A 5463-nucleotide genomic window follows, 5' to 3' on the forward strand; every position below is an offset into this window, starting at 1 on the left:
CACCTGCTCACTCCGTGCTCCGCGGGACGCCCGTCGTGCCCGGAGTCGCCGCCGGACCTGCCCTCCTCGTGCGCGGGGAGGTCTCGCCGGACGCGGTGGCTCGATTCGGCGAYGGCGGCTTCGCCGACGCCGACGCCGCGATGTCGGCGTACGACGACGCGGTCGTCGCGGTCGCCGACGGCTTCACGCGCAAGGCCGAGAAGGCCACCGGGCCGGCAGCGGAGGTGCTGAGCGCCAGCGCGGGCCTCGCGCGCGACAAGGGGTTGCGCGGTGCGGTGTCCAAGAACGTCGCCGCCGGCCAGGGCCTGGTGTCGGCGGTGGACGCGGCCGTCGAGCAGTTCGTGACCATCTTCACGACCATGGGCGGCCTGATGGCCGAGCGCGTCACGGACCTCGAGGACATCGAGCGTCGCCTGGTCGCCCACCTCGTGGGCGAGCCCGAGCCCGGCGTCCCCACCCCGTCGCAGCCGTCGGTCCTGGTCGCCGAGGACCTGGCGCCCAGCGACACCTCCGGGCTCGACCCCGAGCTGATCACCGCGCTGGTGACCGAGCGCGGCGGCGCCACCAGCCACACGGCGATCATCGCCCGGCAGCTGGGCATCCCGTGCGTGGTCGGAGCGGCCGGCATCACCGACGTCGAGCCCGGCACCTTCCTGGTCGTCGACGGTGAGTCCGGCGAGATCGAGCTCGGCGGCGACCCTGCCGAGGCGCAGCGGCGGGTCGACGCGAGTCGGGCGGCCCGCGAGGAGCTGGCCCAGTGGTCGGGCCCGGCCTCGACGTCCGACGGCATCCCCGTCAAGCTGCTCGCCAACGTCGCCGACGGCCCCAGCGCCGTCCAGGCCAGCGCCGAGCCGGTGCAGGGCGTCGGCCTCTTCCGTACCGAGCTGTGCTTCCTCAACGCCACCGACGAGCCGACGGCGCAGGAGCAGGGGGACATCTACGCCTCGGTGCTCGGCGCCTTCGGCGAGGGCCAGCACGTGGTCATCCGCACGCTCGACGCCGGATCCGACAAGCCGATCGCCTTCGCCACCCTGCCGGGGGAGGAGAACCCCGCCCTCGGCGTCCGCGGCCTGCGCCTGTCCTTCGGCAACCCCGGGCTGATGGACCGCCAGCTCGACGGCATCCGGATCGCCGCCGAGCGCACCGGCACCGAGACCTGGGTGATGGCACCGATGGTCGCCACCGTCGCCGAGGCCGCCGACTTCGCCGAGAAGGTCCGGTCCCGCGGCCTCAAGCCCGGCATCATGGTCGAGATCCCCAGTGCCGCGCTGCTGGCCCACCGGATGCTCGAGGTCGTCGACTTCCTCTCCATCGGCACCAACGACCTCACCCAGTACACGATGGCCGCCGACCGGATGGCCACCGACCTGGCCCACCTCACCGACCCCTGGCAGCCGGCGGTCCTGCAGCTCATCGCCATCACCGCGGAGGCGGGCAAGCAGGCCGGCAAGTCGGTGGGGGTCTGCGGCGAGGCCGCCGCCGACCCGCTGCTGGCGTGCGCCCTCGTGGGCATGGGCGTCACCTCCCTGTCGATGGCCGCCCGGGCCGTCCGGCCGGTCGGCGCCCAGCTCTCCCGGGTCTCCATGGACACCTGCGAGGCCGCCGCCGAGGCGGTACTGGGCGCCAGCGACCCGATGGCGGGGCGCGACGCCGTACGCGCGCTGCTGCACTGAGGCTGCGCGCGGCGTCCGGGCGGGCGTGCCCGCGTGTCGTCGCGGACCCGCCGCGTGGGCGGTGAGCCAGCCACCTTCTCGCCCGGGGAGAACGTGGCCTGAGCACCGCCGCCCGGGGTGTCGCGCGCGACGCGCCGCCGCGGCGGTGAGTCAGCCACGGTCCGGTGGTGGGGGAACGTGGCTGGCTCACCGCTCGGGCGAGCGGGTCGAGGGGGGCGGGTCGGGCTACGGCTCGACGGTGACCTTGATGGCCTCGCCCCTGGCGACGATGTCGAACGCCGACATCACCTCGTCGAGGGGGATGTGCCGGGTGATCAGGTCCTTGACCGGCACCTGACCGGTGGAGATGTACTCCAGGGCCCGCTTGTTGTGGTCGGGGGAGGACCCGTTGGCGCCGTGGATGTGCAGCTGGCGGTAGTGCACGACGTTGGAGTCGCAGGTGATCGTGGGGTCGGTCTTGGGCAGGCCGCCGAAGAACGAGATCCGGCCCTGGCGCGCGGCCATCGCGATCGCCTGCTCCTGGGTGACGTTGGCCGGCGTCGCGGTGATGATCACGTCGGCCCCGCGGCCATCGGTGAGCCTCATGACCTCCTCGACCACGTCGACCTTCGAGGCGTCGATGACGTGGTCGGGCTGCACGGCGTCGGCCGACATCTGGAGGCGCTCGGCGTTGACGTCGACGAGGACGATCGCGCCCACCTTGTGCACGCCGCGGGCGATGCGGATGTGCATGCAGCCGATCGGGCCGGCGCCGAAGACGACGGTGAAGTCGCCCTCCTCGATGCCGAGCTGCTCCTGGGCGTTGATGGCGCAGGCGAAGGGCTCGGCGGCGGACGCCTCGTCGTACCCCACGTTGTCGGGGATCCGGTTGAGACCGTCCACCTTGAGCACCTGGGCGGGGACGATCATGTACTCCGCGAAGCCGCCGTCGTACTGGTAGCCGACCGAGGTCTGGTTCTGGCAGACCTCCATCCAGCCCTTGCGGCACTCGTGGCACTCGCCGCACGGGACGGCCGCGATGCACTGCACCCGCTCGCCGACCGAGAAGCCACCGAGTGCGTCGGCCCCCACCTCGACGATCTCGCCGGCCACCTCGTGGCCCAACGTGGTCTCGCGGGTGATGTTGACGTGGCCGTTCTTCTTGATCTTCACGTCGGTGCCGCAGGTCGAGCAGTTCTTGACCTTGATCTTGATCTCGTCGGGCCCGCACTCGGGCTCGGGCACGTCCACGAGTCGGACGTCCTCGGGGGCGTAGAAGCGCAGTGCCTTCATGGTCGGGATTCCTCCACGGGTGAGACGACGGTCGGTCTGAGCCTTGTCCACTCACCGTAGCGGTCATAACGGGGCTAAAGCCACACCAAATGACACCCACTTTCGCCCGAATGCTTGGCAATGTGCCCGGTTGGCGGTTTACTGGAGCTCTGACTGTGATCCGGGTCACCCAGGACCCAGCACGCGTCATCACTTCGGAGGAATCCATGGCCACACAGACGGCACCGCGCGGCGGCGCGCGCGTCCACGTGCAGAAGTTCGGGACGTTCCTGTCCAACATGATCATGCCCAACATCCCGGCCCTGATCGCTTGGGGCCTGCTCACCGCGCTGTTCATCGACGTGGGCTGGCTGCCCAACGCCGAGCTGGCGACGATGGTGGGCCCGACCATCCACTACCTGCTGCCGATCCTGATCGCCGCCACCGGCGGCCGGATGGTGTACGGCGACCGCGGCGCCGTCGTGGGCGCCTTCGCGGTGATGGGGGCCATCGCCGGCTCCGACCAGCTGGTCGCCAACTTCAACGCCGACGCGCTGCGCGACTGGCTCGCCGCCGGCAATGCGGCCGAGGACTTCGCGTCGCTCGGTCAGGTGCACATGTTCATCGGCGCGATGATCATGGGCCCGCTCGCGGCGTGGGTCATGAAGAGGCTCGACGCCCTGTGGGAGGGCAAGGTGCGCGCCGGCTTCGAGATGCTCGTCAACATGTTCTCCGCCGGCATCGTGGCCTTCGCCATGGCGCTGGGCGGGTTCTGGGTCGTGGCGCCGATCGTCAACAAGATCATGGAGATCCTCGGCAACGGTGTGGAGACGCTGGTCAACAACAACCTGCTCCCGCTCACCTCTGTGGTGATCGAGCCGGCCAAGGTGTTCTTCCTCAACAACGCCATCAACCACGGCGTCCTCACCCCGCTTGGCCTGACCGAGGCCGCCGAGACCGGCCAGTCGGTGCTCTTCCTGCTGGAGGCCAACCCCGGCCCGGGGCTCGGCCTGCTGATCGCGATCTCGATCTTCGGCAAGGGGGTGGCCAAGGCCACCGCTCCCGGCGCGGCCGTCATCCAGTTCTTCGGCGGCATCCACGAGATCTACTTCCCGTACGTCCTGATGAAGCCCAAGCTGATCCTGGCCACCATCGCCGGTGGCATGACGGGCGTCGCCATCAACGTCGCCTTCGACGTGGGCCTGCGCGCTCCCGCGGCGCCCGGCTCGATCTTCGCCGTCTACGCCCAGACCGCCTCGGGGTCCTATGTCGGTGTGACGCTCGCCGTGTTCGGCTCGGCCGCGGTGAGCTTCCTGGTGGCGTCCTTCCTGCTCAAGCTCGACCGGTCCGAGGACGAGGGCGACCTGGCGGCCGCGACCGCACAGATGGAGGCCAACAAGGGCAAGAAGTCCTCGGTCAGCGGCATGCTCACCGGCGCCACGACCGACGCGCACTCGGGTCCGATCCGGTCGATCGTGTTCGCCTGCGACGCCGGCATGGGCTCGTCCGCGATGGGCGCGTCGGTGCTCCGCAAGAAGATCCAGGCCGCCGGCCACGGCGACGTCACGGTCGTCAACAAGGCGATCTCCAACCTCGACGACGGCTACGACCTGGTGGTCAGCCACCAGGACCTCACCGACCGCGCGCGGCAGCGGACCCCGTCCGCCATGCACGTCTCGGTGGACAACTTCATGGCGTCGCCGCGCTACGACGAGATCGTCGAGCTCCTGGACCAGACGAACACCTCGGGCGGTGCCGCCGTCGAGGAGTCGGTCGCCGCGACCCCGAGCGGGGTCCTGGACGACGACTCGATCGTGCTGAGCGGGACCGCGACGTCGCGCGACGACGCGATCACCGAGGCGGGTCGCCTCCTGGTCGCCAGCGGCGCCGTCGAGGCGTCGTACGTCGATGCGATGCACGAGCGGGAGGCGTCGGTCTCCACCCACATGGGCAACGGGCTGGCCATCCCGCACGGCACCAACGAGGCCAAGTCGGCGATCAACCGGACGGCGATCTCGTTCGTCCGCTACGCCGACGGCGTGGACTGGAACGGCAAGCCGGTCGAGTTCGTGATCGGCATCGCCGGTGCGGGCGACGACCACCTGGCACTGCTGCAGAAGATCGCGGGCGTCTTCACCGACCAGGCCCAGGTCGAGCGCCTCCGCACGGCGGGCTCGGCCACCGAGGTGCGCGAGATCCTGGAGGGGGTGCGCGTCTGACGCGTCGACCCGCTACGACACGGACGCCCGGTCGACCTGGAGACAGGCCGGCCGGGCGTTCCTCGTGGTCGGCCGTGCGGCGGTCAGGCCGGCGCCGACACGGTCACCGGTACGCCGCTGAGCGCGGCGTTCCCGGACACGTCCAGGCGCTCGGGGTCGGTCAGGTCGTTGATCGAGACGCCGGGGACCCGGGTCGCGGCCCGCATCCCGGGGTTGCGCGCGTGGCCGTAGCCGTGGGGGAGGCTGACCACGCCGCGCATGACGTCCTCGGTGGCGGCGACCTCGACGTCGACGCTGCCGACGCGCGAGGTCACCCGCAC

4 protein-coding genes are annotated in these 5463 nt (G+C 71.0%); 2 read left to right on the plus strand and 2 right to left on the minus strand.

Annotated features, from left to right (window positions below; genetic code table 11):
* A partial coding sequence (gene ptsP, locus ACXJKL_RS13350) for a phosphoenolpyruvate--protein phosphotransferase (RefSeq protein WP_457207532.1) occupies positions 1-1673 on the plus strand: 1673 nt, incomplete at its 5' end.
* Between the two features lie 225 nt (positions 1674-1898).
* On the opposite strand, the gene ACXJKL_RS13355 is transcribed toward ptsP, so the two are convergent.
* A complete protein-coding gene (locus ACXJKL_RS13355) occupies positions 1899-2945 on the minus strand; it encodes a zinc-dependent dehydrogenase (protein ID WP_457207533.1) in 1047 nt (348 codons plus the stop codon).
* A 206-nt stretch (positions 2946-3151) separates the two neighbouring features.
* Between ACXJKL_RS13355 and ACXJKL_RS13360 the strand changes: the two genes are divergently transcribed.
* Positions 3152-5143: a PTS mannitol transporter subunit IICBA gene (locus ACXJKL_RS13360; RefSeq protein ID WP_457207534.1), complete on the plus strand. Its 1992-nt coding sequence runs from the start codon at positions 3152-3154 to the stop codon at positions 5141-5143.
* Between the two features lie 83 nt (positions 5144-5226).
* Here ACXJKL_RS13360 and ACXJKL_RS13365 read toward each other — a convergent pair.
* Positions 5227-5463, minus strand: a 237-nt coding sequence (locus tag ACXJKL_RS13365; protein ID WP_457207535.1) for a molybdopterin dinucleotide binding domain-containing protein, incomplete at its 5' end; no start/stop codon positions are given.

The organism is Nocardioides sp. P5_C9_2, assembly GCF_054049555.1.